Genomic DNA, 26339 nt, shown 5'->3' with positions numbered 1-26339 from the left:
ATGGGGGTCGATGATGTGTTCGCGCCACCGGTGGTGTGTGGGGTGGCGGATGTGGAGTTGGCGCATCGGTTGATGCGGCGGCATCGGGAGTGCCGGGTCGAGAGGTGTGCGTGGAAGTGGGTCGCCTATTGCACGCTGGTGCAGTTCGGGCGGCTGGCGCCGCAGACGGCGAGCCCGCGTGAGCGCGCATACCTGCGGGGCATCGACTATCCCGTGGCCGGACCCGGCAATGACTCGGACGCGACCAAGGATCGGAAGGCTGGGCTTGGCTGCCCTGATGATCCTTGCCGCCCCGGCGATTCTGGCCTCCCTGGTGATTCGGTCTGCCCCGGTGATCCTGGGCGCCCTCGTGATTCGGGCTGCCATGAAGATTCGGAGCCCTCCGAGTCGCAGGTCGTGGCCGTGCGTGGGTTCGAGGCGATGAATTCCGGGCCCATGACCGATATCGCGACATTGCGGCAAGTTCTCGACGGGCTCACCCGAATAGCAGACGACGACAGGCACGAGGGGTGAAGTCGTGGTCTCTTTGCACGTAATGTCCAGTGTCGCTTTGGTACTCACCGGTGCGGGATCGCGGTTATCATCATCGGGTGCCTGTGGCCCGCTGATCCGCCGCGACGTGCCCCGGCGCACCGCCGCGACCAGACCCGACAGCAAGCACATCCGTTCAGCTGGCCGACTGCCTGGACCTGCGATCTCCCGCTGGCACCGTTGACGCTCGACGACGCCCATCAGGCGATGCGCCACCACCGTGAGCACGATTGCGCTCGCAAGCGAGCCGCGTTTGCGACGCTGGTGGAGGCCGGGCTCATCACACCCGATTCGTCGCGTCGATACCGGCGAGAAGAGGGTGCGTGGTGAACCATGTCGTCGTCACCGGGGGAGCGGGATTCCTCGGGGCGCACCTGTGCCGGATGCTCGTGGCGCGGGGCGACCAGGTCACCGCCATCGACAATCTCAGCACCGGATGCGCGAGCGCGCTCGCCGACCTGCACGCGTATCCGCGTTTCACGCTGCGCACCGCCGATGTGACCGCACTCGGCGCGTTCGCCGAGCTCGATTCGGTGACGCATGTGGTGCACCTCGCCGGTGCGGGCGGCGACCCCATCCGCCGGGCAGCCGACACGATTCGGGTGGCCTCGACCGGAACCTTGGCCGCGCTCGATCTGGCCGCGGCGCGTGGGGCCCGGATCGTCGTAGTGTCGGGGCACCGGAGCTATGACGAGCCCGACGGACGCGCCTGGTCGCGCACGGGCACTTTCGGGCCGACCGATCATGCCTGCATCCGGCAGGCGGCCGAGCTGATCACCGAGGCCGCGGCGCGTCGATATCGCGGCGTGAACGCCGGGACAGCCCGGCTGTTCGAGGTGTACGGTCCGGGCCTCCGACCATCCGGCGGAGTAGGAGCCATGATCTGCGCGGCGGCGCTGCGCGATCAGACCCTCTACATTGCCCATGACAAGGCGCGGTCGTTCGTCTACGTCACCGATGCCGCAGCCGCACTGGTGGCAATGCTCGACAGCGATATCGCCGGGCCGGTCGATATCGGTGGGCCAGCAATCACTTTGGCCGAATTCGCGCGTATCGCCATCGAGCTCGCGGGCAGCGGATGGCTGGAATATCCGTGTGGGCCGCGCAGTATGAAAGCCGGTGGCCGCGGCATAGCGTCGACTTCTAGCTGCACGGCACCACCGCTGCCAGACTACGCCGCGTCCGAGGACGGGTCCGCGCTTGCCTCGCGGCCGGATCTCACCCGAACCCACGCCCTACTGGGATGGCAGCCTGCGACCGGTCTGCATCGTGGGGTGCACTTGACGCTCGACTGGATGCGGACCGCCCTGTCGTCGCGGTAGCTCCATGTCGCAATGCTTCCGCCGCCCGTCTGAACGGCACGACGGCGAGCCCACAGCGCACGAGGAAAACCACGACAGGTGCGGCACGCGCCGACGCAGTTTCTACGCGGTCGTTACCTGCGGGTGCCGCCCACTGCCACGGGTGCTCGTCCGATCGACAACAGCAGGACAAACCCGTGCGTTGGTAGTCGACACCGCGGCAGACAGTGCTGGACGGCGCGTGGGTTCGGCCGGCGGCCCGGTGCTGTCGCTCAGAGGTGGGCGAAAGGGCCTCTACCGCTCCCGGCCAAGGCGAACGAGCGTGTGCCACGTAAAGATCAGGGGCTCGCCGGTGACCCACAGTCGCCGCAGAATCTGGCAGCGGCACCCAGTTCTGCCCCGCAGCTCGCGCAATGTCGCGCCGGGGTCGCCAGCCGATGCCCGCAGTGCATACAGAACCGGGCGGCCGCCGGATTGTCGGTGGCGCAGTCCGGGCAGGTCTGGTGGGCTGCTGCGGCGGGGGCGGGCAACGCGGCTGGTTCGGCGGGTGGGGGAGCGGGCTGCGAAACCGGTGCAGGAGGTGGTGGCGCGCTCGCCTGCTGGCTGATCGCGTTCAACCCGAGCGCCGCGCCGAGGAAACCCGAGTCGGAGCCGGTCCCGCCGTGCGCGAACCCCTGGCTCGCGCCCAATGCCAGCTCACCGGCTGCGTACTGGCGGAAATCGCCGGCCAGCTTGATGTAGGTGACGTCCTTGGCCAGCCGCTTGAGACGGTCGGCGTCCTCGGGGGCGAGGGTGATGTCGAAGTTGCCCATCCGCACGATGCGCAGGCCGTATTCGTAGAGGGTGATGTTGGTCTGCCGCAGCACCGCGGTCTCGATCGGCAGCAGGTGCGCCGACAGGCCGAGCACCGGCCATTCGCCGCGCGAAACGCCCTGCGTCACCGCGATCTTCATCGATTTCAGCAGCAGATCCGCACACCAGGAGTTCAGTGCGACCGGATCGGCGAGATCGGCGGTGCCGGCGAGGCCGGTGATCAACTGCCCGGGATCGCGCACGGCCAGCGCGAATTCACCGAAGACGCGCAGTGTCACCACCTGCTCGCTGATCGGATCGACGATATCGGCGAGCCGGCCGCCGAACTTGAGGCCGGGGAACTCGCGAGTGGAGACGAAATACAGCTCCGCCCGGTAGAAGTTCCCGCCGGACAGGGTGTCGACCAGTGCACCGAGCACGGGCAATTCGTCGGCGTCGACGCGATGGCGGCCCGGCCCCATGCTGGCGACCACCTGACCGGACTTGACGAACAGCGCGGTCTGATCGGCGTTGACGATGGCGCGGCTGTAACGGCGGATATTGACATCGGGCCACTTGTAGACGAGTTGACCCGCCGCGGTGTCCGGCACCGCGATGAACTCCCGATCGAACCAAGCCATGGACGCTCCATCCGCGAGTGACAACAAATAACGTACCGCTCGGTATCGGCACGATCGTTCGGCTATGACCAGGGATTATGTGGCCCGGCGCGGGGATTTCTGAAAGTTCTTGGTTTCCAGCGTGTTACGGCGGGTAGATACCTATTGAACGTGCCGCTGCCTGACGGTACATTACCCATAGATATGATCGCCGCCACAGGAAAGGCCATCACCATGACCACTGTTCGACCTACCTCGGCGCCGGCTGCGGCCGCACTGCCCGAGCCGGGCGCGCCGGCGACGTCGGTCGACGCGCTGCACGCCGAGGACGCCGGCTACCACAAGTCGCTGCGCCCACGTCAGCTGCAGATGATCGCCATCGGTGGCGCCATCGGCACCGGGCTGTTCCTCGGTGCGGGCAGCCGGCTGGCCAGCGCCGGACCCGGCCTGTTCATCGTCTACGCCATCTGTGGCGTGTTCGTGTTCTTCATCCTGCGGGCCCTTGGTGAGCTGGTCCTGCATCGCCCGTCCTCCGGGTCGTTCGTCTCGTATGCCCGCGAGTTCTACGGCGAGAAGCTCGCCTTCGCGGTCGGGTGGATGTACTTCTTCCACTGGTGCATGACCGGGATCGTAGACATCACCGCCATCGCCACCTATGTCCATTACTGGGGAGCGTTCGAGGCGATACCACAATGGACGATCGCGCTGATCGCCCTGGTCCTGGTGGTCGCGATCAATATGGTGTCGGTGAAGTGGTTCGGTGAATTGGAGTTCTGGGCCGCGCTGATCAAGGTGGTCGCACTCGTCACCTTCCTGATCGTCGGCACGGTGTTCCTCGCAGGCCGGTTCGACATCAAGGGTCAGACCACGGGCCCGAGCCTGATCACCGACAACGGCGGGCTGTTCCCGACGGGTGTGTTGTCGCTGGTGCTGGTCACCACGGGTGTCGTGTTCGCCTACGCCGCGGTGGAACTGGTCGGCACGGCCGCCGGTGAAACGGAGAACCCGGAGAAGGTGATGCCGCGCGCCATCAACTCCGTCATCGCCCGGATCGCGCTGTTCTACGTCGGTTCGCTGGTGCTGCTCGCGCTGCTGCTGCCCTACACCGCCTACAAGTCCGGTGAGAGCCCGTTCGTCACCTTCTTCGCCAAGCTCGGCATCGACGGTGCCGGTTCGGTGATGAACCTGGTCGTGCTCACCGCGGCGTTCTCCAGCCTCAATGCCGGGCTGTACTCCACCGGCCGCATCCTGCGCTCGATGTCGATGAACGGCAGCGCGCCCACCATCGCCGCCCGGATGTCGAAGTCCGGCGTGCCGTATGTCGGCATCCTGGCCACCGGCGCGATCGCGCTGTTCGGCGTCGGCCTGAATGCGATGGTGCCCGAGAAGGCCTTCGAGATCGTGATCAACGTGTCGGCACTCGGCACCATCTTCGCCTGGGCCGCGATCGTGCTGTGCCAGCTGCAGCTGTGGCGCTGGTCGAAGCAGGGCAAGGTGGAGCGTCCGTCCTTCCGCCTCATCGGCGCGCCCTACACCAGCATCGCGACCCTGATGTTCCTGGTCGGCGTGGTCGTGCTGATGGCCTTCAGCGACGACGAGGTACAGCGCGGCGCGGTGATCGCGATGGGCGCCATCATGATTCCGGCGCTGGTCGGCGGCTGGTTCCTGGCCCGCGGAAAGGTACTGCAGATCGCTCAGATCCGCGGCGGGCACACCGGCCAGTTCCCGGTGGTGGCCGAGCGTCCGCCGCGCAAGGATGCCCGGGAAGCGGTGGTCATCCTGGAAAAGCCCGACGAACACTGAGTATCGCCGCTGCCCCGGACGCATAATCCGGGGCAGCGGTGTTCCCAGATCCGGGAATAGTGCCGACGCGCGATGGTCGTGCGGGGCACCAGAATAAGGCCTCGGTTCAACGGGTTCGAGGGGTTCATATGCCGGAACAGCCCAGCACATCCGACCAGCAACGCCTGCCCGCATGGGCCGATCGGCGCATGCGCGGAATGGAGGTGCCGCACCGCCTCGCTCCGCACTGGTCCACCCGAAGGCTCAGTAAAGCCGAACTATCCCAGCGGGTTTCGCCGCCGCTGTCGGGCACCGGCGCCGCTGCCGGCGACAGCACCGAGCCGGCCGGACTCGACGATTTCGATCTGGCCGAACTCGACGAGCTGGAGTCGGGTTCGGGTCGCAACACACCGTCGCGGCCGAGCGTGCGCCGCCTCGGCGCCGGCCTGGTCGTGGTACCGCGGGTCACCGAGACCGACCCGCTCTCCGCGGTGCTGGAGAACCCGGAAGTTCCCGAGCACAAACGCTTCTGCTGGAACTGCCAGGATCCGGTCGGGCGCGCGACCACCGACGGGCCCGGCCCGGTCTCGGGCGAATGCCGTCGATGTCGTTCCCCATTCAATTTCCGGCCCGCGCTGAGTCCCGGCGAACTCGTTGCCGATCAGTACGAGGTGCAAGGCTGTCTCGCGCACGGCGGACTCGGCTGGATCTACCTGGCCATCGACCGCAATGTCAGCGATCGCTGGGTAGTGCTCAAGGGGCTGCAGAATCCACTCGACTTCGAAGCGCACGTCGTCGCGCTCGCCGAACGGCAGTTCCTGTCCGAGGTGGCGTACCCGGGCGTGGTGAAGATCTTCAACTTCGTCAAGCACAAGTCCGCGCGCGAGGTGGCCGACGGCTACATCGTGATGGAGTACGTGGGCGGGCATTCGCTCAAGTCGATGCTCGACCGGGGCGCGCCCGAACGGATTCCGGTCGCCGAAGCCATCGCCTACCTGATGGAAGTATTGCCCGCGCTGGACTATCTGCATTCCATCGGCCTGGCCTACAACGACCTCAAGCCCGACAACATCATGGTCGGCGACGACGAGGTCAAGCTCATCGACCTCGGTGCGGTGGCCGCGATGGAGTCCTACGGCAGTATCTACGGCACACCCGGCTATCAGGCCCCGGAGATCCTGCAGACCGGGCCGACGGTGGAATCCGACATCTACGCGGTGGGCCGGACGCTGGCGGCACTGCTGTTCGATCTGCCCACCGACTCCGAAGGCCACTATCTGCCCGGCATGCCCGCACCAGAGCAGCAGCCGATCCTGCGTCGCTATCCGTTCCTGCACCGGTTGCTGCTGCGCGCGACCGACCCGGACCCGCTGCGCCGTTTCCCGTCCGCCTACACCATGTATTGCCAGCTCGCGGGCGTGCTGCGGATGGTGCTGGCCGCCGACACCGGTCTGGAGCATCCGCAGGCCTCCACCGAATTCGGTTCGATGCGCGGTGATTTCGGAATCGACACGCTCATCGGCCAGACCGACGGCATGGTCGACGGCATGCACCGGATGCCCGCGGTGGACGCGGCGAGCGTCGTCGCGGCGCTGCCCATTCCGCTCATCGACAGCGAAGATCCCAGCGCCGAGCTGCTGGCCACGCTGCTGCACGGCGATCCGCGCCACATCCTCGACGTGCTCGAACGCACCACCGAACGGATCAGCGCAGGCACGATCGAGGCGCCCGAATCGTTCGACCTGGAGGGCCCGCTGACGGCGGTGCGCGCCCACCTGGATCTGGGGGAGGTGGGTCCGGCTCGCTCCCGGCTCGCCGAACTGCGACCGCGCTTCGGCAGGGATTGGCGCATCCAGTGGTATTCCGGCATCGCCGATCTGCTCGACGGCAGGTACGAGCAGGCCTACGCCTGCTTCGACGAGGTGCATACCGAGTTGCCGGGGGAGATCGCGCCCGCGCTGGCGTTGGCCGCCGCCGCCGAGTTGGTGTTGCAGCATCTCGAGGAGCCCGAGCACGCCGATCGCTGGCACAGCGCCGCCACCGAGTATCACCGGATGGTGTGGCGCACCAACCACGGCGTGGTGAGTGCCGCGTTCGGGTTGGCTCGCCGGCTGGCCGCCGATGGTGAACTGCTCGAAGCCGTCGGCGTGCTCGACCAGGTGCCTGTCGCATCGCGGCACCACGCTGTGGCGCGGATGACCGGATGCCTGCTGCTGGTGTCACGCCCGGTGGGCGAGATCATCGCCGAGGATCTGCGCGAGGCCGCCGAGCGGCTCGAGGCCCTGCCCGAAGAGCCGCGCACCCTGCAATTGCAGGTCATCGTGGTGGGCGCGGCGCTGGAATGGTTGCGCGCCGGCCATGCGGCGCCGACCCAGGGGCCGACACTGCTGGGATTCCCGTTCACCGAACCGGGTTTGGCGCGCGGGCTGGAAACCTGTCTGCGTGCTCTGGCGCGGACCGCACCCGATCGGTTGCACCGATACCGGCTGGTCGATCTCGCCAATCAGGTGCGGCCGCACAGCCGGTGGTGAACGGTGGCGGTCAGCCCTTCGCGCGCGGTAGACGTCGCAGGATCACCGCCGCGGCGGCGGCCGCCGCGATCGGCAGCAGCAACCACCACCAGCTGCCGAATACCAGCGCTAGCACCACACCGAGCACGACGACCGTGCCCGCGCCGACCGCGGGTAGCGGGCTCGGCGGCGGGCCGAGCGGAGTGGAATCCGGCACGGCGCCGGGCAGATCGGTGAACAGCTCGGCCAACTGTTCGGGCCGATCGGCCGCGGCCACGGCGGCGCTGCGGATCTCGAACTCGTCCAGGCTCAGCCTGCCGGTTCCCAGATGATGGGTGAGCTCACGCAGGGCGCGTTCGCGCTCGGCGACACTGATCCGAAGCCCCGGCGAATCGGTCATATCCGAAGAATAGGCGCGCGTTATCGCACGCCCGGCCACTCGAATTGCCATGGGCGGGAAGGCCACCGGGCCGCATTCGAGTGACGGTTCCCACATCTGGGGAGAATTTAGGCTGACACCGGCACGAACTCGCACCATGAGGAGTCCAGGTATGTCCACCGTGATCGAGCGCACCATCCCGGCCGCATACGCCTGGGAGTGGCAACTGCGCGGATCCTGCCGCGGGGTGGAATCGGCGGTGTTCTTCCACCCGGACGGTGAACGGGGCCGGGCCCGCGCCGCCCGGGTACGGCGGGCCAAACAGATCTGCGACAGCTGCCCGGTCCTGGCCCAATGCCGCAACTACGCGCTCGCCGTCAGCGAGCCGTACGGCATCTGGGGCGGCATGTCCGAAGACGAGCGCAGGGCGGCGTCGCGCCGCAGGCCCTGGGGTCATCAGGGCGCCTGAGCGGACGCGCCGCGCCCGCGCACGCCCGCTGCGACACGCCCGGATGTGGTTTCCTTGAAGTATGGCTGGGCGTGTGGAGTACACGATCGACGAGCTTGCTCGCGAGGCCGGCACCACGGTGCGCAGCCTGCGGGTCTACCACGAGCGCGGGGTGCTGCCACCGCCTCGGGTCAAGGGCCGCACCGGGTTCTACGGCGCCGAGCACCTGAACCGGGTCCGCACCATCAGCCGGCTGCTCGATCGTGGCATCAAACTCAACGGCATCAAGGAGCTGCTCGCGGCGTGGGATCGCGGTGACGATCTCGGCGACGTGCTCGGCGTGAGCGAAAGCTCGGCCGAACCCGCGGCGAGCGCCGCGACCGAGGGCACCATCGCGGCGACCGAACTGGCCCAGCGCTACAGCGCGGTGCCCAACGGCCTGGCCCGTGTCGTCGCGGCCGGCCTGTACGAACCCGTCGACGCCAGCACCTATCGTCCGGCCGACCGCACACTCATCCGCGTCCTCGAACAGATGGAGGCGGCCGGGATTCCGGTCGACGACATGCTGGCCGAGCTGGAGAAACTGCGTACCGACGCCGATCGTGTCGCGCGCCGCTTCGTCGAACTGTTCCACCGCACGGTCTGGCAGGAGTACCAGCGGTCCGAGCAGTCCGCCGCGGATCGGGCGGAACTCACCGAGAGCCTCGACGTCGCCAAGGTGGTCCCCGGGCAAGTGACGGGGGAGCTGGTGAACCGGTTCGTCGCACGCTATTTCGACGAGGACACCGAATTCGCCGAGCTGTAGTGCCGCCCGGCGGTGCTGACCCCTGCTTCCACCTGCTGATTTCCCACCCCTGATAATTCCCCGCAATCTAATGCGCCGCTAACTAACGGTACATTGAGTGGCGACAACGATGGGGCTGTCCGTCAGGCCAGATCCCGATCAGCGAGGAACGGAGTGATGGCGATGCGAGCGTTCACAGGAACCCGGCGGACGCCGACATGGCGGGCGGGCGCCGCCATCGCGGCGGCACTCGCACTCACCCCCGCGGCCGTCGCGAGCTTGGCCGCGGCACCCGCCTCCGCGGTGGCGCCGGCATCCGCAGTGGGCTCGGGGCCGGCGGGGGTAGCCGGTGCGGGGGTCGAATTCGTCAGTGACACCGGGTTCGCCGGTGAGATCACCGATAGCGGTACCACGGCCGATAGTGGGACCACGGCCGACAGCGGGACCACGACCGATAGCGGGACCACGACCGATAGCGGGACCACGACTGACAGCGGGATCAGCACCGACAGCGGTACCGGCGGTGGCCTCGGTGATGGAGGTATCGGCGGTGGACTCGGTGACGGCGGCGTCACCAGCGACAGCGGAGCCGGAAGCGGCTTCGGTGACGGCGGCATCGGCGGTGATGGTGGCTTCGGTGGCGGTCTGGGCGACGGAGGTGCCGGCGGCGGATTCGGCGGCAGTACACCCGATCCGGGCCTGCCCGGTCTTCCCGACCTGGGCGGGGACTCCGGGATCGGCACCCTCCCCGGCGGTGAGGCTCCGCAACTGCCCTCGCCCCCCGACCGCCCGGACACGCCTGACCTCGGTCAACCGGCGCCCGCCGATCCCATCCACCCGCACGACCCTAACGACGGCTGGCACAACGACCGCTGGCCGTTCCCCGACCCGGGCTATCCGCTCAGCCCCTTCTTCCCGAACACACCCACACCGCAATCGCACGACGACGCCGATCCGCCCTGCGCACCGTGGCAGCAGGGCGCGCACTGCGATACGGACCTGTTCGACGGCGGACCCGCACAGCCGGCGCCACACATTCCCGGCCTGCCGTTCGGGCTGTCGCTGCCCAGCGGCAGTGCCGGCCTGCGGTAGTCCGCGTAGGCATAGCGCGCGCACGGCCGGCACCGTTTCTACCTAGGTAGATAGTCGCGCGCCTACCGATGCGCGCCGCCGCGGCCCGGAGCAACAATGCGCACTGTCGCACAGCTAGGGACAGTGAGGGTTGCCTGGAATGGGAAGCGTGACGTTATGGATGCAGATTTCGCTCGACGGCTTCGCCGAAGGACCGGATGACGAGGTCCACTGGCCGGTCGTGGACGAGGAGCTGTGCGAATCGTCTCTGGACCAGTTGCGCCGCGCCGACCTGTTCCTCTACGGCCGCAAAACCTACGAGATCATGGCCTCGTTCTGGCCGACCGCCGATGCGGCGCCGGGGATCTCGCCGTTCTACCTGGATTTCGCCCGCTGCTGGAAGCAGAAGCCGAAGATCGTCTTCTCCCGCACCCTGCGCACCGCGCCGTGGAACACCAGCGTGATCGGCGACGACATGGTCGAGCAGGTGGCGGCACTGCGCGACCGGCCGGACTGCGACATGGTGCTGTTCGGCGGCGCGGAGACCGCATCCACCTTCATCCGGCACGATCTGGTCGACGAATACCGGTTGTTCGTCCATCCGATGTTGCTCGGCGGCGGAGTTCGGTTGTTCCACACCGGTCCCGAAGCCGCCGGGCTGCAACTGGTCGACGTGATGACCTTCGACAGCGCCGTGGTCGGCATGCACTATCAGCATGCGAGCCGCGCGACGAGCTGAACACGGTAGACGGTCGGCGTGACAGTGGCCCCGTAGCGGCCTCCTCCGGCGAAATTTTCTTCCGGCGCACGGTCCATCGGCTAATTTACGTCCATATGGTCGTGTTACCGGTGTCCGACGGAGTGCTCTCCGAATCCGCTCACGAGTACCTCGGGGTGAGCGAATTCGTCGGGCGGACGGCCGAGTTGGCCCGGCTGGATGCCCTGCTGGCCGGTGACGCGCGGTTGATCACCCTGGTCGGGCCCGGCGGAATCGGCAAGACCCGGCTCGCGGCCGAAGCCCTGCGTCGCATACCGCACGATCAGCGTCAACCGGTGTATTGGGCCAGGCTGGCCGAGGTCGAACGCGACGACCGGTTCGCCGACGAAGACGTGGTGCGCTCGGTGATGCGCAGCGACGGCGCCGATCCGTCGGAGTGGGATCTGCTGATGAGCACCTTCACCGACGCCACGGCCTCCGACGAGCGGCGAATCCTGGTGCTGGACAACTGCGAGCACGTGCTCCGCAGCGTCGGCCGGGTGATCACGAAACTGCTGGCCACCGCGCCCGCGCTGACTATTCTCGCCACCAGCCGGGAACCGATCGGCTGGATCGACGAATACATCCTCACCGTGCCGCCGCTGGCCCCCGGCCAGTCGCTTGCCCTGTTGCGGCAGCGCGCCGAACGCACCGGACGCCCGATTCCCGACGATCCGGAGCAGATCGAGATCGCCGAACAGATCTGCCGCCACGTCGATCACAGCCCGCTGTTCGTCCGGCTGGCCGCGGCCCGGCTACGTCATCAGCCGCCGGCAATGGTGCTGGCCGAACTCACCGGCGATCTCGACGACAAGCGCATGCGCTGGTCACATGGTGTGCGGGTGGGCAACGAGCACCGCCATCGCGGCGTGTACGACGTCATCGCGTGGTCCTACGACCTGTGCGGGCCAGAGGAAAAGCTGCTGCTGGAACGACTGTCGGTGTTCGCGGCCGGATACGAGACCGACGGCGCGGACGCGGTGCGCAACGGTATCGAGCTCGCCGACGCCGTCGCGGTGTGCGCCGATCATCTGCTCTCGCCCGGCACCGTCGAGTATCTGCTGGAACGGCTGGCGGAACGCTCCCTGCTATCGACCCACCAGACCGCCGAATCGGTGCGGTGGTACCTGGTGGAGAGCGTGCGGGTGTTCGCACGGGATCGCCTGCAGCGCCGGGATCCGGCCGAGGCGATCCGCATGGCGGATCGGCACCGCTGCTACTACCGCGATCGAGTGGTGGTCGGGGCCGATGACTGGTTCGGGCCGCGCGAGTGGGCTTGGGTGCAGTGGGTGCGCACGGCCTGGGACAACATCCTGCTGGCCATCGACACCGGACTCGATGATCCGGAGACCGCCGTCGTCGCCTTGGAGACGGCCGCCGTCCTGCTCGCCACCTGGATCCCGTCGATCCGATGCGGGGGATGGGCGGTCACCCGGCTGACCGAGCGGGCGCTCGAGGCGGCGCAGACGTCCTCGCCGGCGGGTGTCAGGCATCGCATTCGCGCGTCGGCGATGCTGGCGTGGAATGCCATCTGGCAGGGCCGCAACGAATACGCGGCCCGGCTGCTCGACGAATGCGTGACGTTGTGCCGCACCGATGCGGTGACCGGCGTGACGTGGCGCGAGACCATCGGCATCGATACCGGCCTGCCCGCTCCCGTCGAATGGACGTGGGGTCTCGAGCTGATGCTCGTCCGTCGCGACCCGCGAGCCGTCAGCGTGCTGGACCGGGCCCGCCGCAAATACGCGGAGGCCGGCGATCACGCAGGCGAGGAGGGCAGCGATATGTTCCTGGCCCTGTGCCGCGCTGCGCTCGGTTCCCGGGCCGCGGCGTTGCACAGTTCCGCGCGCTATCTGGAGCGTTCGATGAGCTCCGGCTCGAATCTGACCAAGGCGTGGGCGCAGATCACGCGATCGGTCGCGCTGGCGAAACACGGTCGCGCGCGGGAAGCGCTGGAACTGATCGACGCGCTGCCCGCGGATCTGCGACGCACCAGCGACAGCTGGACCGCCACCTGGGCGGTCGCCGCGCGCATCATCGCCAAGACCCGGCTGCTGCAGGCCGAACGCGAGCGGCGCGCAGCGGTCGCGATGGCCACCGAGATCGCCCGCATGGTGGGAAGTTTCGAGGAATTCGACCGGACGATGGGCGTGGCGGTCGCGGCGCTGCCCCTGGTCGCTGCCGAATTGCGGCTGGCCATGGAGGCGTCGGCGGCCGCATTCGGCGAAGGCCAGTGGCGCGAGGACGGACCGGGGGAGCACCCGGCCCCGCCGCGCTCGCGCCTGTGGGACGCCCTGTCGCGGGCCGAACGTGATGTCGCCATCCTCGCCGCGGCCGGCTGGCCCAACAGCGCGATCGCCGGCCGGCGGCGCAGTTCGGTCCGCACCGTCGACGCGCAGGTGGCGGGTATTCGGCAGAAGCTGATGATCTCCTCCCGCAACGATATTGCCGCCCACGTGCCGCCCGAGCTGGCCGAACGGGTGCGTGCGGAGGCCGAACAACGACCGCAGCGCCCGAGGCGGACGCGCGGGCGCTGATTCGATCATCGTGGTCGGCGGTGCCTGCGGGATTTAGTCCGGGCCGCACTCGCCGTGGCAACGGCTGCTGTAGCCGGGCTTGTTGTCGGACTCGGTGTGGCTGGAGGAGTTGCGCAGTCCGCCGTGGTTGTGCGAGCCGTAACCGCGTCCCTGGCCGTATCCGCGGCTTTGACCGTAACCACGCCCGTGGCCGTGCCCGTGGCTGTCGCTGCCACGGCTGCTGTGGCTGTCGCCGCGCTGGCTGGAAGCCTTGGCGTCCGCGCCCGCGGGCATCGCGGCCGCGATCTGCGGCGCCACCGCGGCGGGTACGAGGGCCAGCGCGCCGGCGAGGGCGGTGGTGGCCAGGATCTTGCGGACCGTGCCCCGGTGGAAAGTGCTGCTCATGGTCTGCTCCGTTCGTTGTGCCAGTGCCCGCATCGGGTCGGCGGCTGGGCCTCGGCGCTGCCTGACCCAATCAATGTGTCGTTATATAACGGTACGATAGTCGATGTGACGCTGATTGCAGTACCGCTATTCCCGGGGCTGGGAAGTGCTGACCGGACTGTGCTGTGCGTGGTGTGATCGAGAGGTGACCTACCGAGTCGATCCGCGCGTGGATGACTACATCGACGCGCTGCCCGCCTGGCAGCAGCAGATCTGCCGGGAGGTGCGCGATCTCGTGCACGCGGCCGACCCGCAGGTGCAGGAGACGATCAAGCGGACCGTCCAGCCGTATTTCGTGCTCGACGGCAATATCTGCGCGCTTCTAGCGGCGCGATCGCATGTGAATGTTTTCCTCTACGACGGCGCGATCGTCCCCGACCCGGAGGGCATCATCACCGGCGGGCACGACAACAAGACCGCCCGCACCGTCGCGATCCATGAGGGCGAAACGCTGAACGCGCCCGCGCTGCTGGCCATGTTCCGGCAGATCATCGCCAACAACCGCGCCGGCGGCTGGCGCAAGCTCAAAGGCGAGCGCTGAGGCCGTTCGCTCTCGCGCTGAGGCCGTTCGCTCCGGCGGGCCGTCGGCTCAGCTCGCGGCAGCAGTCAGTTCCGCCGGGCCGCCACCATGCGCCGAACGCGCGGACCGCGCGGACCGCACCGCCGCGGCCGCGAGCATCGGCAGCCGTCCATCACCCAGCGACATGGCGTGATTGCCCAGTTGGTTGGTGACGAAGGCGATCGACAGCCCCAGACCGGGCATCGCCATCGCGCCGGAGCCGCCGATGCCGTAATGGCCGAGGGCGTGCCTGGTCAGGGTGGCCCCGACGATGCCGCGGTGATAGCCGAGCGCATGGTGCGGCGGGGCGCCGAGCACATAGTCGAAGCGGCTGTTGGCGGGCATCCTCGCGATCATCCTGGTGGTTTCGGGCTTCAGCAGCCGCCGATGGCCGACGCGTCCGTCATTGGCGATCGCGCCGTACATCGCGGCCAGTGCGCGCGCGGTGAACACGCCGTTCCAGCCGGGCATCATCGCCGTGTAGGGGCGCTCGGTCTGGCTCATCTCGGCCCAGCCGTCGTAGATCACTTCGCGCAGCGAGGTCAGCGGCCGCAGCGATCCGGTCAGGCCGGTCAGCCGATCGAGTGGAACGCGGGCGATGTGCAGGCGCGGCGACAGCGGTGCGATGCGCGCCCGATGGTGGTCGGGTACGCCGAACCAGAGGTCGTCCTGCCCCAGCGGCTCGGCCAGTTCGGTGCGCACCAGCTGGGGGAACGGCAAGCCGGTCGCACGCTGGGCGATCTCGGCCACGAGCGTGCCGAACGTCAGCCCGTGATAGCCGGAGGCGCGCAGCCGCAGCGGATCGGGTGCCGCGGCGGCGAGCGCGGCGGCCAGGGTGTCGTGGTCGAGCATGCCGTCGGGATCGTCGAGGAGCCCGCGGGTGCGTTGCAGGCCGGCGCGATGGTTGAGCACCTCGCGGACGGTGATGGTGCCCTTGCCGTTGGCGGCGAACTCGGGCCAGTAGCTGGCGACCGGTTCGTCCAGCGCGAGCAGGCCGCGTTCGATCAGCCGGTGCGCCACCGTCGCGGCGACGCCCTTGCCGGTGGAGTAGGCCAGCGCCATGGTGTCGCCGCGCCAGCGCCGGCCCGGTGCGGCCCAGCCGCTCCAGATGTCGAGCACCGGCTCGCCGTCCAGGTAGACCGCGAGCGCCGCGCCACCGTGGCGGCGACGAGGGACCATCGCGAAGAACTTCATGGCCACCGGCACGAAGCGGTCGTCGATGAGCATCTGCGAGAGGGGTGGGACGGACTCCTCGGCCCACACGCCATCGGTCCCGGTAGCCGGCATGATCAGACTCCTTTGTCTGCGAAACGCCCCGGCCGCTTGCTGCTTGCTAGCAGTTGCAAGCGACCTTGCTACCGAATGTAACTCGTTTCATTACGTCGGGCAATGATCTGAGCCGTCGGGCCACGTCCACTGTGCCACCGCGGGGATGTCCTCCCCGTGCTCTCGGGTCCAGGCCCGGGCTCGCAGCCGTGCGTCCTGCAGCTGCTGGCGCAGGCCGCCGGCCTTCTCGCGCAGCCCCGGCACCCGGTCGATCACGTCGATGACCAGGTGATAGCGATCCATATCGTTGAGCATCACCATGTCGAACGGGGTGGTGGTGGTTCCGCGCTCCTTGTATCCGCGCACGTGCAGGCCCGAGTGGTTCGTGCGCCGGTAGGTGAGCCGATGGATGAGCCACGGGTAGCCGTGGAAGGCGAAGATCACCGGGCGATCGCGGGTGAACAGGGTGTCGAATTCGGAATCGGGGAGCCCGTGCGGGTGTTCGGTGCTCGGCAACAGCCGCATCAGATCCACCACATTGATCACCCGCACCCGCAGATGCGGCAGGTGCTCGCGCAGGATGGCCGCGGCGGCCAGCGTCTCGAGGGTCGGCACGTCACCGGCACAGGCCAGCACCACATCCGGGGCGGCGCCGAGTTCGTCGTTGTTACCCGCCCACTCCCAGATACCGATCCCGCGCGCGCAATGCAGCGCCGCTGCCTCGACCGAAAGCCAATCGGCCTGTGGCTGTTTGCCCGCCACCACCACGTTCACGTAGTGGCGCGAACGCAGGCAATGGTCGAACGTGGACAGCAGTGTGTTGGCGTCCGGCGGCAGGTACACCCGCACGATCTCGGGCTTCTTGTTCAGCACCACATCGAGAAAACCCGGGTCCTGATGGGTGAAGCCGTTGTGGTCCTGCCGCCAGACATGCGACGACAGCAGATAATTCAGGCTCGGGATCGGGCGCCGCCACGGCACCGCCGCGCTCGCGTCGAGCCATTTGGCGTGCTGATTGAACATGGCGTCGACGATGTGCACGAAGGCCTCGTAGCAGGTGAACACGCCGTGCCTGCCGGTGAGCAGATAGCCTTCGAGCAGCCCCTGGCACATGTGCTCGGACAGCACCTCGATCACCCTGCCCCGCCGGTCGAGCCCGACGTCGAACTCGTCGATCTCGGCCTGCCAGTTGCGTCCGGTGACCTCGAGGATGTCCTGTAAACGGTTGCTGGCCAGCTCATCCGGCGCGAAGGTCAGGAAGTTGTCCGGGTTGTGTGCGGTCACCTCGCGCAGCCAGCCGCCGAGTACCCGGGTGGCCTCGTGCTGGGTCGCGCCGGGCGCGGGCACCTCGACGCCGAAATCGCGCCAATCCGGCAACCGCAGATCGCGCACCTGCGCGCCGCCATTGCTCACCGGGTTCGCACTCATCCGCCGATCACCGGCGGGGACGAGATCCATCAACTCCGAGACGGGAGCCCCGGACTCGTCGAACAGCTCCGAGGGCCGATACGACCGCAACCACTCTTCGAGCACCCGCCGGTGGGCGTCGTCGGTGCGGGCCGCGGGCAGCGGGACCTGATGTGCGCGGAACGTGCCCTCCACGGGTTCGCCGTCCACCACCGGGGGACAGGTCCAGCCCTTGGGGGTGCGCAATACGATCATCGGCCAATGCGGGCGGGAACCGTCACCGTCGCCGCGCGCGGCCCGCTGGATCTGCGCGATCCGCTCCAGTGCGGTGTCCATCGCCTGCGCCATGGCCTGATGCACCCGTGCGGGATCGCGGCCGGACACCAGCAGCGGCTCGTAGCCGTACCCACGCATCAGCGAGATCAACTCGGGCTCGGGGACCCGGGCCAGAATCGTCGGATTGGCGATCTTGTATTCGTTGAGCGCCAGAATCGGCAGCACCGCGCCGTCGCGGGCGGGGTTGAGGAACTTGTCGGCATGCCAGCTGCCCGCCAACGGCCCCGTCTCGGCCTCGCCGTCGCCGACCACGCAGAACACGGTGAGGTCCGGGTGATCCAGCGCGGCGCCGAAGGCGTGCAGCAGTGAGTATCCGAGCTCACCACCCTCGTGGAAGGAACCGGGCGTCTCCGGCGCGCAGTGGCTCGGCACCCCGCCGGGGAAGGAGAACTGCGCGAACAGCGCGCGCATGCCATCGACATCGCGCGGGACGTGGCTGTACAGCTCGGAATAGGTGCCCTCCAGCCACGCACAGGCGTTCGGCCCCGGGCCGCCGTGACCGGGACCGGCGACGAACACCGCGTCGAGATCGCGGGCCAGGATGGCCCGATTGGCATGCACCCACACCAGATTCAGTCCGGGCACCGTGCCGAAATGGCCGAGCAGCCGGGGTTTGATGTGCTCGGCGCGCAGCGGTTCGCGCAGCAGCGGGTTGGCCATCAGATAGATCTGGCCCACCGACAGATAGTTCGCCGCCCGCCACCAGGCGTCCACGGCCGCGAGTTCGTCGGCGTCGAGTGGGCCGGGGGCGTCGGTGAGTCGATACGGGCTCGGCGCCACCGACCGGCCGCCGCTACCACCGACATTGTCGGCCGAGGTGTCCTCGGCGGCGGGATTGCCTTGTGAGCCAGGCTGTGCCATGGGCGATTCTCCTCACGTTCGTGCCACGCACCGGATGGAGATTCCCCGTCAGGCTACCGGCCGGACCCGTGCTGGGCCCAGGACTCGATCGGGGACCGGCAGGCGCGGGCTCGATCGGTCGCTGCCCGGCCGCGTCGATTAGGGTGCGCGGCATGCCTACCTCCGCCAGGACCATCGGTATCGCCACCCTCGCCGTGGCCGCCTTCGCGCTGTCGGCCTGCGGCTCCGACGACAGCTCCGACAGCGAGGCCGCGGCCACCGCCACGGCCGCGACGAGCGCGTACGCCGCGACCGGTGCGCCCACTCCGAAGCCGTCCACCGGCCGTGAATGCACCGCCGACGACATCGGCGTCACCGGCGGCTTCGGTGAGGCCCCCACCATCACCATCCCCGACGACTGCGATCCGCCGAAGCAGCTGATCGTCAAGGATCTCGTCGCGGGCTCCGGCCCGGGCGCGCAGCCCGGCCAGGAACTGAAGATGAACTACACGCTGGTCACCTGGTCGGACAAGCAGAAGCTCGACAGCTCCTTCGACCGTGGCGAACCGTTCGAACTGACCCTCGGCGCCGGTATGGTCATCCCCGGCTGGGATCAGGGCCTCGAAGGCGTCAACGAGGGCACCCGCAGGCTGCTGATCATTCCGCCCGACCTCGGCTACGGCATGGGTGGCAACGGCATCAAGCCGAACGAGACCCTGGTCTTCGTCACCGACGCGGTAGACGTACCGGACAACTGACCCCCGAGGTCCTCGCCCTGCCCGCGCCGCCGCTGCGGTAGCGCCGGGGGCGTTCGCGTGCCCGGATTGCAGGGCGTGCGCACCGGTCGACTAACCTTGCCTGGATGCGATCGGGGGGACACACCGACGTCAACGACCGATGAACTACGAACAAGGAGCATGTCCGTGAAGAGCACCGTCGAGCAGCTGAGCCCGACACGGGTCCGGATCAATGTCGAGGTGCCCTTCGAGGAGCTGAAGCCGGACTTCGACAAGGCCTACAAGGCGCTGGCCAAGCAGGTCCGTATCCCCGGCTTCCGCCCGGGCAAGGCGCCGGCCAAGCTGCTCGAGGCGCGCCTGGGCCGCGGCGCGATCCTGGAGCAGGTCGTCAACGACGTGCTCCCGGCCCGCTACAGCGAGGCCGTCACCACCTCCGAGGTGAAGGTCATCGGCCAGCCCGAAATCGAGATCACCAAGATCGAAGACGGCCAGGAGCTGGCGTTCACCGCCGAGGTCGACGTCCGCCCGGAGATCACCCTGCCCGACTACAGCACCATCGAGGTCACCGTCGACGCCATCACCGTCGACGATTCCGACATCGACGAGCAGCTGCAGTCGCTGCGTCAGCGCTTCGGCACCCTCACCGGCGTCGAGCGCCCGGTGCAGGAGGGCGACTTCATCTCCATCGACCTGTCGGCCACCGTCGACGGCGAGGACGTGCCGGAGGCCTCGACCACCGGCCTGTCCCACGAGGTCGGCTCCGGCCAGCTCATCGAGGGCCTGGACGAGGCCGTGATCGGCCTGTCCGCCGGTGAGTCCAAGGAGTTCACCTCCACCCTGGTGGCGGGCGAGCACGCGGGCAAGGAAGCCGTCATCACCGTCACCGTCGGTTCGGTCAAGGAGCGCGAGCTGCCCGAGGCCGACGACGAGTTCGCCCAGCTGGCCAGCGAATTCGACACCCTCGACGAGCTGAAGGCCGATCTGCGCGGCCGCGTGGAGCGGGTCAAGAAGGTCCAGCAGGCCGGCGACATCCGCGACAAGGTGCTCGAGCAGCTGCTCGACAAGGTCGAGGTGCCGCTGCCCGAGGCCGTGGTGAAGGCCGAGATCGACGCCGTCGAGCACGATGCCGTGCACGGCTTCGACCACGACGAGGCCAAGTTCGCCGAGGCGCTCGAGGCCCAGGGCTCCAGCCGCGAGGAGTTCGACAAGGACACCAAGGAGGCCGCCGAGAAGTCGGTGAAGACCCAGCTGCTGCTGGACGCCATCGCCGAGGCCGAGGGCACCCAGGTCGGCCAGGAGGAGCTCACCGAGCGCATCCTGTTCCAGGCCCAGCGCTACGGCATGTCGCCGGAGCAGTTCATCCAGCAGGTGCAGCAGGCCGGTCAGCTCGGCGCGGTGTTCGCCGACGTCCGCCGGGGCAAGGCGCTGGCCGGTGTGGTCGGTAAGGCCACCGTCACCGACTCCGCGGGCAACACCGTCGACACCACCGAAATGTTCGGTGCTCCGGAAGATTCGGCCGAGGAGAACACCGAGGCGGCCGCCGAGACCACCGAGGCCTCGGCCGACGCCGAGAAGTAAGCCGAATAGATATTGCGCTGTAAGCGAGCGAAGCGAGTGAACCGAAAACACAGCGCGCGGTCGCGCACAGTGCAATCGAGCGCCAGCGAGATTGCGCTGTGAGCGAAGAAGGGCGGTACCGGGAGTTCGGTGCCGCCCTGCTTCGTTAATGTTTGTGTCAGCAACGAGCCGGCGAGAGAAGGCAGGTATCCGTGACAATCAACCAGGCAGGGGTCATGACATCCGCGACTGCTGGTCTCAACCTCAGTGATTCGGTGTACGAGCGCTTGCTCCGCGACCGCATCATCTTCCTGGGTACCCAGGTCGACGACGACATCGCCAACAAGCTGTGCGCGCAGATCCTGCTGCTGGCCGCCGAGGACCCGACCCGCGACATCTCGCTCTACATCAACTCGCCGGGCGGCTCGGTCAGCGCCGGTATGGCCATCTACGACACCATGCAGTACGCCGAGTGCGATATCGCGACCATCGCCTTCGGCCTGGCCGCATCGATGGGGCAGTTCCTGCTCACCGCGGGCACCAAGGGCAAGCGCTACGCGCTGCCGCACACCCGGATCATGATGCACCAGCCCTCGGCGGGCATCGGTGGTAGCGCCGCCGACATCTCGATCTACGCCGAGCAGCTCGCGCACACCAAGCGCGAACTCAACGAACTGCAGGCGCTGCACACCGGCCAGACGGTGGAGCAGGTTACCGCCGACGCCGACCGCGACCGCTGGTTCACCGCGAACCAGGCGCTCGAGTACGGCTTCATCGATCGCGTGATCAACAGCGCTCGCCAGGCGAACGGCGCCGGTAACTGAGCCGCGAATCAGCTCACCTCCCACCGACTTTGGAGACGAAGATGGCCAACCTGATCGACCCCCGCGCAGGCCTGTCCGGTATCGCGCCGGCCAGCCCGCAGGCCCGCTACATCCTGCCGTCGTTCATCGAGCACTCGAGCTTCGGCGTCAAGGAGTCCAACCCGTACAACAAGCTGTTCGAGGAGCGCATCATCTTCCTCGGCGTGCAGGTCGACGACGCCTCGGCGAACGACATCATGGCCCAGCTGCTGGTGCTCGAGTCGCTCGATCCCGACCGCGACATCACCATGTACATCAACTCGCCGGGTGGCTCGTTCACCTCGCTGATGGCCATCTACGACACCATGCAGTACGTGCGTGCCGATGTGGCCACCGTCTGCCTGGGCCAGGCCGCCTCCGCGGCCGCGGTGCTGCTGGCCGCCGGTACCCCCGGTAAGCGGGCCTGCCTGCCCAACGCCCGCGTGCTCATCCACCAGCCGTCGCTGGAGGGTGGCATCCAGGGTCAGGTGTCGGACCTGGAGATCCAGGCCGCCGAGATCGAGCGCATGCGTCGTCTGATGGAGACCACGCTGGCCCGCCACACCGGCAAGGACCCCGACACCATCCGCAAGGACACCGACCGCGACAAGATCCTCACCGCCGAAGATGCCAAGGATTACGGCATCATCGACACGGTGTTCGACTACCGCAAGCTGAGCGCGCAGAAGTAGTGCGGTGACCCGCGGCGCCCCGTGCGCCGCGGGTCCAGCCGACACGCGGGGATTGCTGAAAAGTTGCGCGTGTGGCGGACGGCTCGGCGACCGGGCGAATCGGGTGAATCATGGTGAGAACCCGCACAACCCCGGCGAGAAACATGCGCGAGTTGTCGACCAGTTTCGCGCACACCGGGTACGGTCGACCTAGGGACCTTTGCTCCCGGTTGACAGCAGTGCACCACCACCCGGATACGGTCGACGGATTCAACGACACCTTCCACAGGTGGCGGAAAGCTGGCAACTGGATGGACGGTTGCACGCGAACAAGGAAGTAGGACCCACGAGATGGCGCGCATCGGTGATGGCGGCGATCTGCTGAAGTGCTCGTTCTGCGGAAAGAGTCAAAAGCAGGTCAAGAAGCTCATTGCGGGACCCGGGGTGTACATCTGCGACGAGTGCATCGACCTGTGCAACGAGATCATCGAAGAGGAGCTGGCCGAGTCCAGCGAAGTCAAACTCGATGAGTTGCCCAAACCCGCCGAGATCCGGGATTTCCTGGAGAACTACGTGATCGGCCAGGACACGGCCAAGCGCACGCTCGCCGTGGCGGTCTACAACCACTACAAGCGGATCCAGGCCGGCGACAAGGGGCGCGACAGCCGCGGCGAGAGCGTCGAGCTGGCCAAGTCCAACATTTTGATGCTCGGCCCCACCGGCTGCGGTAAGACCTATCTGGCGCAGACGCTGGCCAAGATGCTCAATGTGCCGTTCGCCATCGCCGACGCCACCGCGCTCACCGAGGCAGGCTACGTCGGTGAGGACGTCGAGAACATCCTGCTCAAGCTGATCCAGGCCGCCGACTACGACGTCAAGCGCGCCGAGACGGGCATCATCTACATCGACGAGGTCGACAAGATCGCCCGCAAGAGCGAGAACCCCTCGATCACCCGTGACGTCTCCGGTGAGGGTGTGCAGCAGGCGCTGCTGAAGATCCTGGAGGGCACCCAGGCCAGCGTGCCGCCGCAGGGCGGGCGCAAGCATCCGCATCAGGAATTCATCCAGATCGACACCACCAACGTGCTGTTCATCGTGGCGGGCGCGTTCGCCGGGCTGGAGAAGATCATCTCCGACCGCACCGGTCATCGCGGTATCGGCTTCGGCGCCGAGGTGCGCTCCAAGGCCGAGGTCGACACCATCGACCACTTCGCCGATGTGATGCCGGAGGATCTGATCAAGTTCGGCCTGATCCCCGAGTTCATCGGCCGCCTCCCGGTGGTCGCCTCGGTGACGAACCTGGACAAGGATTCGCTGGTCAAGATCCTCTCCGAGCCGAAGAACGCGCTGGTCAAGCAGTACATCCGGCTGTTCGAGATGGATGGGGTGGATCTCGAGTTCACCCGCGACGCGCTCGAAGCGGTGGCCGATCAGGCCATCCTGCGCGGCACCGGTGCCCGCGGCCTGCGCGCCATCATGGAGGAGGTGTTGCAGCAGGTGATGTTCGACATCCCCAGCCGCGACGATGTCGCGAAGGTGGTCGTGGACGCCGACACCGTCAACGACAACGTGCTGCCCACCATCGTCCCGCGCAAGCGCGAACGCGCCGAGCGCCGCGAGAAGTCGGCCTGACACAGTCGCAAGGACGGCCCGCCCACACTGTGGGCGGGCCGTTCATCGTTTCGGCGCCGAGTTGGCGATGACGGCCTCTCGGCCGGTGTGATCGTTGTAGGGTCGGTGCACCTGCAGGCGTCGCACAACGAGGAGCGGCCGATGTCGAAGCGTTTCCGAGCCCGCATCCCGGCGCTGGCGGCCGCAGCCGCCGCCGCGGCCACCTTCGGCCTCGCGGTCACCGCACCTTCGGCCGAAGCCACCGTCACGCAGGTGAGCGTGATGCCGGACTTCTCGTTCGGGCCGATCACCAACTACGGCACCACTTGCCAATACACCGTACGGGCCCGGCTCACCGAGGGGTTGACGCCGGTGACCTTCTACGACAACGGAGTGCCGTTTGCCACCGTTGCGCCCACCGACGGCGTCGCACTGGTCACCTGGACGCCGACGACGCGCGGCCACCACACGCTCCAAGCGGTGCAGCCGACCACGGCGCAGGAGATCGCCCCGTGGGTCCAGGTGGAGGTGGGGGTGGGCATGCACATCGGGTACGCCTGCCTGGTGATCTGAGTGCTACCCGCGGCCGGCCGCGATCGGTCCTGTGCGATCGATCGAGGACATCCGGGCCGAGTAGATGCCGACGATCGCGGGCGGCGGCAAAAGAAAGGTGACCGGCGCCCGCCGCATCACCGGGCTGCACGGCTGTGGATGGGCGCGGTCACCCTGCGCTGGATCAGGCGGGTTCGATGCTCATGTCGTCCTGGCTCCAGTAGGCGCGCATATGGGTGATCCGGCCCTCGTCGTCGAACTCCATCACATCGATCGGGCGCAGCGTCACACGCTGGTCGCCTGCCTTGGTGACGAGGGTGAACATGAATGCCGCCTGGTTGCCGCCGATGCGGACGGTGTCGGCATGCAGGGTGGATTCGCGCTCCAGGTTCGCCAGGACGTTGTAGAACTCGCGGATCGCGTCGTGCCCGTGCTTCGGCGGGGTGCCGATCGGGTCCTCGACGGTCGCGTCCGGTGCGTACAGCGCGACCACGTCCTCGGACGTGCCGCTGCCGACCAGCTTGACGTACTCCTCGACCACATCGCGGATCTGCCGTGCCATGGGAACTCCTACCGAATTGAAACGTGTTCTAGTTCGGCACGATAGCAGTCCGGCGGTCCCGCCGAGGTGGGAACGGACTGTCCCTTCAGTTGTCACCCGCTGGGATACGGTGACGGCCGGTGGAATTCCGGTCCGCGCCCGGTGCTGGAGAGCGTCTTTGATCTCCCTGGTTCGCCGTTGAACCTTGATCCGTGCGGGTGCTCCTGCTGATGTGTCGGTGCGCGCGTCCTCGTTGTTACGCGCGTCACTCGCCCACCAATCCGTACTCCGGGGTGCCTGCCGCGCGGTAGGTGGACATGATCAGTCCCGCCGAGCTCGCACGCGACTCGGTGAGCCGGAACCCGGTGGGGCGCATGCCATCAGCGAACAGCCGCTTGCCCTGGCCGAGCACCACGGGTGCGGTGACCAGCTTCAGGGTGTCCACCATCCCGGCGGCGAGCAAGCTCTGCCCGAGGGCGCCGCTGCCGTGCACCTGTACCTCGCCGCCCGGCCGTTGTTTGATCGCGGTGATCTCGGTGAGCAGGTCGCCGCGCAGGATCTCGGTACCGGCCCAGTCGGCGTGATCGAGGTGGCTGCTCACGACGAACTTGGGCAGCGCGTTCAGTTTCACCGGCACCACATCGTCACTGTCGGTGATCTTGGGCCAGTAGCTCGCGAAGATGTCGTAGGTGTGGCGTCCGAGCAGGAAGGCCTCGGCCCGGCCGAATATGGCATCGATGAAGGCGCCGAATTCGTCGTCGACAAAGGGGGCCAGCCACCCGCCCTGGGTGAAGCCGCCGCTCGGATCTTCCTCCGGACCGCCGGGCGCCTGGTAGACGCCGTCGAGGGTGACGAACAGGGTCAGGGACAGCTCCATGGGTCCGATCCTTTCCTTCTTCACCCGGTCGATTCGGGCTCGTTATCGGTTCCGACGGGCCGCGGCGCGGAAAATCATCGCGTTATCCAGTGTGTTTTTCCCCGGTGTGTCGGGCGTACCTTGTCGGTACGGTGATGTTGAATCGGTCCGGTCAACCAGATGTTCGAGTCAGATGTTCGAGTGACGAGTGAAAGCGGAGGAGACATGGCACTGCCTACCATGACCGCGGAACAGCGCTCTGAAGCGTTGGCCAAAGCGGCGGCGGTCCGCAAGGCGCGCTCCGAACTGATCGGCAAGGTGAAGTCGGGCAAGGTCTCAGTGGCTGATCTGCTGAAAAAGGCCGACTCCGACGACCTGGTCAAGAAGACGAAGGTCGCGGCCGTCATCAAGGCCCTTCCCGGTGTGGGCCCGGTCAAGGCGGCGAAGCTGCTCGACCAGGCCGAGATCCCCGAGGACCGCCGCATCGGCGGCCTGGGCGCACGCCAGCGCGCCGCCCTGCTCGAGGCCCTCGCCGACTGAGAACCCGGCGCTGAGCGTCCGCGCGATGAGCTCTCCGCGACGGACGCTCAGGTCGGCGCGAGCGTTTTCGGGCTCGCGCTTCGAGAAAT

23 protein-coding genes are annotated in these 26339 nt (G+C 67.8%); 16 read left to right on the top strand and 7 right to left on the bottom strand.

Translation table 11 applies throughout. The features are described 5' to 3' along the window. Window positions 1–854 precede the first annotated feature (854 nt). Window positions 855–1853 (top strand): NAD-dependent epimerase/dehydratase family protein, encoded by a 999-nt coding sequence (locus AC5W7N_RS20165; RefSeq protein ID WP_495921985.1) that lies wholly within the window; start codon window positions 855–857, stop codon window positions 1851–1853. Window positions 1854–2170: 317 nt separating this feature from the next. On the opposite strand, the gene AC5W7N_RS20160 is transcribed toward AC5W7N_RS20165, so the two are convergent. After that, complete coding sequence (locus tag AC5W7N_RS20160) at window positions 2171–3265, bottom strand: SPFH domain-containing protein (RefSeq protein WP_495921984.1); 1095 nt, start codon at window positions 3263–3265, stop codon at window positions 2171–2173. A gap of 213 nt (window positions 3266–3478) precedes the next feature. On the opposite strand from AC5W7N_RS20160, the gene AC5W7N_RS20155 reads away from it, so the two are divergent. Next, the gene (locus AC5W7N_RS20155; protein ID WP_495921983.1) at window positions 3479–5047 is read left to right on the top strand and encodes an amino acid permease; all 1569 of its coding nucleotides are present in this window, start codon (window positions 3479–3481) and stop codon (window positions 5045–5047) included. A 128-nt stretch (window positions 5048–5175) separates the two neighbouring features. After that, the gene (locus AC5W7N_RS20150; RefSeq protein ID WP_195021406.1) at window positions 5176–7557 is read left to right on the top strand and encodes a serine/threonine-protein kinase; all 2382 of its coding nucleotides are present in this window, start codon (window positions 5176–5178) and stop codon (window positions 7555–7557) included. 10 nt (window positions 7558–7567) lie between these two features. On the opposite strand, the gene AC5W7N_RS20145 is transcribed toward AC5W7N_RS20150, so the two are convergent. Next, window positions 7568–7936, bottom strand: coding sequence for a DUF1707 SHOCT-like domain-containing protein (locus AC5W7N_RS20145; RefSeq protein WP_163814984.1), 369 nt, complete (start codon window positions 7934–7936; stop codon window positions 7568–7570). A 151-nt stretch (window positions 7937–8087) separates the two neighbouring features. On the opposite strand from AC5W7N_RS20145, the gene AC5W7N_RS20140 reads away from it, so the two are divergent. The 5 genes from AC5W7N_RS20140 to AC5W7N_RS20120 all read left to right on the top strand — a co-directional run bounded on the left by AC5W7N_RS20140 (window position 8088) and on the right by AC5W7N_RS20120 (window position 13512). Next, entirely contained in the window at window positions 8088–8384 is a 297-nt protein-coding gene (locus AC5W7N_RS20140; RefSeq protein WP_163814986.1) for a WhiB family transcriptional regulator, read from the top strand. Window positions 8385–8445: 61 nt separating this feature from the next. Continuing rightward, entirely contained in the window at window positions 8446–9168 is a 723-nt protein-coding gene (locus tag AC5W7N_RS20135) for a MerR family transcriptional regulator (protein ID WP_495921982.1), read from the top strand. A gap of 162 nt (window positions 9169–9330) precedes the next feature. Then, window positions 9331–10239 (top strand): hypothetical protein, encoded by a 909-nt coding sequence (locus AC5W7N_RS20130; protein ID WP_495921981.1) that lies wholly within the window; start codon window positions 9331–9333, stop codon window positions 10237–10239. A gap of 139 nt (window positions 10240–10378) precedes the next feature. After that, window positions 10379–10957, top strand: coding sequence for a dihydrofolate reductase family protein (locus AC5W7N_RS20125; protein WP_228821627.1), 579 nt, complete (start codon window positions 10379–10381; stop codon window positions 10955–10957). A 110-nt stretch (window positions 10958–11067) separates the two neighbouring features. Then, a complete protein-coding gene (locus AC5W7N_RS20120) occupies window positions 11068–13512 on the top strand; it encodes an ATP-binding protein (protein ID WP_495921980.1) in 2445 nt (814 codons plus the stop codon). 33 nt (window positions 13513–13545) lie between these two features. Here the strand turns inward: AC5W7N_RS20120 and AC5W7N_RS20115 are convergent, their stop codons facing one another. Next, window positions 13546–13896 (bottom strand): hypothetical protein, encoded by a 351-nt coding sequence (locus tag AC5W7N_RS20115; protein WP_163814992.1) that lies wholly within the window; start codon window positions 13894–13896, stop codon window positions 13546–13548. Between the two features lie 184 nt (window positions 13897–14080). Between AC5W7N_RS20115 and AC5W7N_RS20110 the strand changes: the two genes are divergently transcribed. Next, window positions 14081–14476, top strand: a complete 396-nt coding sequence (locus AC5W7N_RS20110) for a DUF1801 domain-containing protein (protein WP_194989760.1) — start codon at window positions 14081–14083, stop codon at window positions 14474–14476. 48 nt (window positions 14477–14524) lie between these two features. On the opposite strand, the gene AC5W7N_RS20105 is transcribed toward AC5W7N_RS20110, so the two are convergent. Both AC5W7N_RS20105 and AC5W7N_RS20100 read right to left on the bottom strand, forming a co-directional pair. Next, window positions 14525–15781, bottom strand: a complete 1257-nt coding sequence (locus AC5W7N_RS20105; RefSeq protein WP_495921979.1) for a serine hydrolase domain-containing protein — start codon at window positions 15779–15781, stop codon at window positions 14525–14527. A 90-nt stretch (window positions 15782–15871) separates the two neighbouring features. After that, on the bottom strand, window positions 15872–18364 hold the full coding sequence (locus tag AC5W7N_RS20100) for a phosphoketolase family protein (protein ID WP_495921978.1): 2493 nt from the start codon (window positions 18362–18364) through the stop codon (window positions 15872–15874). A gap of 152 nt (window positions 18365–18516) precedes the next feature. On the opposite strand from AC5W7N_RS20100, the gene AC5W7N_RS20095 reads away from it, so the two are divergent. From AC5W7N_RS20095 to AC5W7N_RS20070, 6 genes are all read left to right on the top strand, one after another. Next, the gene (locus tag AC5W7N_RS20095; protein WP_194989759.1) at window positions 18517–19101 is read left to right on the top strand and encodes an FKBP-type peptidyl-prolyl cis-trans isomerase; all 585 of its coding nucleotides are present in this window, start codon (window positions 18517–18519) and stop codon (window positions 19099–19101) included. 165 nt (window positions 19102–19266) lie between these two features. Beyond that, entirely contained in the window at window positions 19267–20658 is a 1392-nt protein-coding gene (gene tig / locus AC5W7N_RS20090; RefSeq protein WP_163815001.1) for a trigger factor, read from the top strand. Window positions 20659–20873: 215 nt separating this feature from the next. After that, complete coding sequence (locus AC5W7N_RS20085; protein WP_036534548.1) at window positions 20874–21461, top strand: ATP-dependent Clp protease proteolytic subunit; 588 nt, start codon at window positions 20874–20876, stop codon at window positions 21459–21461. 41 nt (window positions 21462–21502) lie between these two features. Continuing rightward, window positions 21503–22171, top strand: coding sequence for an ATP-dependent Clp protease proteolytic subunit (locus AC5W7N_RS20080; protein WP_014349659.1), 669 nt, complete (start codon window positions 21503–21505; stop codon window positions 22169–22171). A 330-nt stretch (window positions 22172–22501) separates the two neighbouring features. Continuing rightward, window positions 22502–23782 (top strand): ATP-dependent Clp protease ATP-binding subunit ClpX, encoded by a 1281-nt coding sequence (gene clpX / locus AC5W7N_RS20075; protein WP_014349660.1) that lies wholly within the window; start codon window positions 22502–22504, stop codon window positions 23780–23782. Window positions 23783–23923: 141 nt separating this feature from the next. Beyond that, entirely contained in the window at window positions 23924–24334 is a 411-nt protein-coding gene (locus AC5W7N_RS20070; RefSeq protein ID WP_163815003.1) for a hypothetical protein, read from the top strand. A 163-nt stretch (window positions 24335–24497) separates the two neighbouring features. Here AC5W7N_RS20070 and AC5W7N_RS20065 read toward each other — a convergent pair whose 3' ends face one another. Both AC5W7N_RS20065 and AC5W7N_RS20060 read right to left on the bottom strand, forming a co-directional pair. After that, a complete protein-coding gene (locus AC5W7N_RS20065) occupies window positions 24498–24875 on the bottom strand; it encodes a nuclear transport factor 2 family protein (RefSeq protein WP_163815005.1) in 378 nt (125 codons plus the stop codon). 244 nt (window positions 24876–25119) lie between these two features. Beyond that, on the bottom strand, window positions 25120–25731 hold the full coding sequence (locus AC5W7N_RS20060) for a dihydrofolate reductase family protein (protein ID WP_490725479.1): 612 nt from the start codon (window positions 25729–25731) through the stop codon (window positions 25120–25122). Between the two features lie 204 nt (window positions 25732–25935). On the opposite strand from AC5W7N_RS20060, the gene mihF reads away from it, so the two are divergent. Then, the gene (gene mihF / locus AC5W7N_RS20055) at window positions 25936–26250 is read left to right on the top strand and encodes an integration host factor, actinobacterial type (protein WP_014349663.1); all 315 of its coding nucleotides are present in this window, start codon (window positions 25936–25938) and stop codon (window positions 26248–26250) included. Window positions 26251–26339 lie beyond the last annotated feature (89 nt).

This window comes from Nocardia sp. CDC519 (genome assembly GCF_059509835.1).
The sequence above is the reverse complement of the archived record's forward strand: the minus strand, read 5'-3'. Positions and strand labels throughout refer to the sequence as shown.